Consider the following 3047-nt stretch of genomic DNA (forward strand, 5'->3'; position numbering starts at 1 on the left):
CCGGCGCCCTCGATAACCTCGATCACGACAACGACAACGACAACGACAACGGTGCCATAGTGCAGTCCCTAATGGAGTTTTTCAACTTATCAGTGAACCGTCCCTTAGCTTGTTACCCGGCGCCCCGGTGATGGCGCAAAGCGACCTGCCAGCTCGTCGTGCCGCGGGCTAATGACCCGGCACGCAGATGCCCTGCCGCCACACCGCGAGCGCGGTCCGCACGAGTAGGAACGCGATGATCCCGGTCAGCATAGTCAGCAGGCCGAATCCCAGATAGCCGATGGTCAGGCCCGCCATCCCCATCACCATGGCGAAAAAGGAGATGGGGAAGTTCTTGAGTCGTGAACTGCTGACGATGGGGTCGGTCTTAGGGGGCTCCCGGGTGCGCCGCTCACGGCATCGTGCCGTGTGCGGCGAGCAGTAAAATGCTCAACCCGACGGCGGCGGCGAGCACCGGCAGCCAGGGCCAAAGGTGTCTGCGATGGCGGGGGGTGGGGTGGGGCTGGTGTAGGGCCACAGGGGGGCAGTGCATAAATGATCTCCGGTGGGGACAGACCGCCGCGGCCGGGCCGGACGCCGATCTGGGGCCGCGGGGGAAGCGGCGTTGGGTTGCCGAGAGTCTACGGTGTCGCCGCGACCGGGGCATTGACAAAAGTCGCAGTCGAGTTCTCGGATATTTTCCAGGGCCGCTGTGTGTTACCGACGCCGGGTCAAGCCACCCCAACGACGAGGCGCCCGCACTTTATAGGTCAAGTACTTGCGCGCCGTGCGAGGGATGCAGCGCCACACTGCCACTAAGTTTAAGCCGCAACGGCGACTGGGAGCGCCGCACCCCAGTGCGGCGCGGCCTCTGCTCAACCCACACCGGCGGGGTTGTCGGCGAGATCGCGCCGCACTGGGGTGCGACGCTCCCAGGCCGGGCCGGACTGCAAGTAAGGCTTAACCTGATGGCAGCGATGCAGCACCAGGGTACGCGCGACGCCCGGCCCGCTCTGTGCGTTAGCGTACCGACAAGGGGCCGAACGGCGGCTAGACTTAAGAGTATCGGGCTCCCTGCCCCCACCGGTGGCTACCATGACCGACGCCCCTTGCCCGCAACAGAACCACCTGCTCGCGGCCCTGCCGGCCGAGGCGCGGGAGCGCATCGCCCCCTATCTGGAACGGGCGCACCTACCCCTGGGCAAGGTGTTGTATGAATCGGGCGACACCTTGCGCCACGTCTATTTTCCGACCGACGCGATCGTCTCCCTGCTCTATGTGATGGCCAACGGGGGCTCGGCCGAGATCGCGGTGGTGGGCAAGGAGGGGCTCGTCGGCGTGGCCATGTTCATGGGGGGGGAGAGCACCACCAGCCGCGCCATCGTGCAGAGCGCCGGCACCGCCTACCGCCTGCTGGGCAAGCGCTTCAAGGACGAGGTCAACCGCCACAGCGAGCTGCTGCACCTGATGCTGCACTACACCCAGGCACTGATCACCCAGATGGCCCAGACGGCCGTCTGCAATCGCCACCACTCCATCGATCAGCAGTTGTGCCGCTGGCTCCTGCTGTCGCTGGACCGCCTCGCGGGCGATCACCTGAACATGACCCAGGAACTGATCGCCAACATGCTCGGGGTGCGCCGCGAGGGGGTCACCGACGCCGCCGGCCGGCTGCAGCAGCTCGGCGTCATCGCCTACAGCCGCGGGCATATCAAGGTCCTGGACCGGCCCCGGCTGGAGCAGCTCAGTTGCGAGTGCTACGCCGTCGTCAAGAAGGAGACGGATCGCCTGCTGCCCTATTTGCCGCCGCGGCGACCGTGTTGAGGGCTCCGGCGCCGGCTCAGGAACGGTTCACTGATAAGTTAAACGAGGCCTTTCGAATGCTTGTCGCGTCGTTGTCGTTGTCGTTGTCGTTGTCGTTGTCGTTGTCGTTGTCGTTGTCGCAGTTATCGTAGCATTCCGGATTCTCTCGCACGCCAAATTTCATCGCCTCTCCGGTTACGACAACGATTACGACAACGACAACGAAAACTACAACGATTGTGCTGTATTTGACTTTTTCTCGACTCGTTACTAAGTGGCCCGCCGAACAGACCGCCGCACCGCGGCCCGTTAGGCTCGTCATCATAGGAACCGTCGGCACCGCACCGGTGCCACCCCCGGTTTCGCCGTGCCGCAGGACGATCCAGTGTCAGCCACAACGCCGGCCCATGTGGTCAACCAACTCATCGAGGCCCTGCCGCGCGCGGCCCGCACCCGGATGCTTGAGCGTTGCGAGCCGGTGGAGTTGACGGCCGGCGTCATCCTGTGCGAGGTTGACGAGCCCTACGAACACGCCTATTTCCCGCTCATCGGTGTCATCTCACTGGGCGGTGCGACACTGCACAGCCGCCAGCCCATCGAGATGGGATTGATCGGCAACGAGGGGATGCTCGGCGTGACCCTGGCCCTGGGCGTGGCGGCCGCCCCCATGCGCGCCGTGGTACAAGGCGCCGGCACCGCCTTGCGCCTCACTGCCGCGCAGATCCGGTGTGAACTGAATGACAGCCCCTCCCTGCTGGACACGCTCCACCGCTATCTGTATGTACTGATCACCCAGTGGCCTCATACCGCGGCCTGCACCCAGTCCCACGAGATCGAATTGCGGCTGGCGCGCCGGCTGCTGATGATGCATGATCGCAGCCACGCCAACCATTTTCACCTCACCCACGAGTTCCTCGCCAACATGCTCGGGGTGCGCCGCAGCGGCATCACCATCGCCGCCGGCGCACTGCAACAACGCGGGCTCATCCGCTATGCCCGCGGGGACATCCACATCCTCGACCGTCCGGGACTCGAGGCCGCCTCCTGTCCCTGTTACGAGGTACTGCTCGGCGACTACCGGCGGCTGCTCCCGTAAGAAGCGGTTCACTGATAAGTTAAACACGTCCTTTAGGCGAGTCTATTCGCGAGTGCTTTCAGCGCCGTTGTCGTTGTCGTTGTCGTTGTCGTTGTCGAGATTATCGTAGCGCCCTGCATTCTCTCGCACCCCAAATTGCATCGTTTCTCCGATTACGATTACGATTACG

Annotated in this window: 5 protein-coding genes; 2 read left to right on the top strand and 3 right to left on the bottom strand. The window is 64.1% G+C overall.

The window, feature by feature from the left end:
• Window positions 1-168: 168 nt before the first annotated feature.
• Both QZY48_RS17665 and QZY48_RS17670 read right to left on the bottom strand, forming a co-directional pair.
• Entirely contained in the window at window positions 169-309 is a 141-nt protein-coding gene (locus QZY48_RS17665; protein WP_295433448.1) for a hypothetical protein, read from the bottom strand.
• Window positions 310-391: 82 nt separating this feature from the next.
• Window positions 392-532 (bottom strand): hypothetical protein, encoded by a 141-nt coding sequence (locus QZY48_RS17670; RefSeq protein ID WP_295433450.1) that lies wholly within the window; start codon window positions 530-532, stop codon window positions 392-394.
• Window positions 533-1074: 542 nt separating this feature from the next.
• Here QZY48_RS17670 and QZY48_RS17675 point away from each other — a divergent pair.
• Window positions 1075-1803: a Crp/Fnr family transcriptional regulator gene (locus QZY48_RS17675; protein WP_295433451.1), complete on the top strand. Its 729-nt coding sequence runs from the start codon at window positions 1075-1077 to the stop codon at window positions 1801-1803.
• 27 nt (window positions 1804-1830) lie between these two features.
• On the opposite strand, the gene QZY48_RS17680 is transcribed toward QZY48_RS17675, so the two are convergent.
• The gene (locus tag QZY48_RS17680) at window positions 1831-1959 is read right to left on the bottom strand and encodes a hypothetical protein (RefSeq protein ID WP_295433453.1); all 129 of its coding nucleotides are present in this window, start codon (window positions 1957-1959) and stop codon (window positions 1831-1833) included.
• A 208-nt stretch (window positions 1960-2167) separates the two neighbouring features.
• Here QZY48_RS17680 and QZY48_RS17685 point away from each other — a divergent pair, with 208 nt between their 5' ends.
• Window positions 2168-2878 carry a Crp/Fnr family transcriptional regulator gene (locus QZY48_RS17685; RefSeq protein WP_295433455.1) on the top strand — a complete coding sequence of 237 codons (711 nt, stop codon included), beginning with the start codon at window positions 2168-2170 and terminating at the stop codon, window positions 2876-2878.
• Window positions 2879-3047 lie beyond the last annotated feature (169 nt).

The organism is uncultured Thiodictyon sp. (genome assembly GCF_903828115.1).
Lineage (GTDB): Bacteria > Pseudomonadota > Gammaproteobacteria > Chromatiales > Chromatiaceae > Thiodictyon.

What these genes read in the sequence shown, in the direction of transcription:
- QZY48_RS17670 (WP_295433450.1), bottom strand. Translation starts at nt 532, where the DNA reads ATGCACTGCCCCCCTGTGGCCCTACACCAGCCCCACCCCACCCCCCGC.
- QZY48_RS17665 (WP_295433448.1), bottom strand. Translation starts at nt 309, where the DNA reads ATGGTGATGGGGATGGCGGGCCTGACCATCGGCTATCTGGGATTCGGC.
- QZY48_RS17675 (WP_295433451.1), top strand. Translation starts at nt 1,075, where the DNA reads ATGACCGACGCCCCTTGCCCGCAACAGAACCACCTGCTCGCGGCCCTG.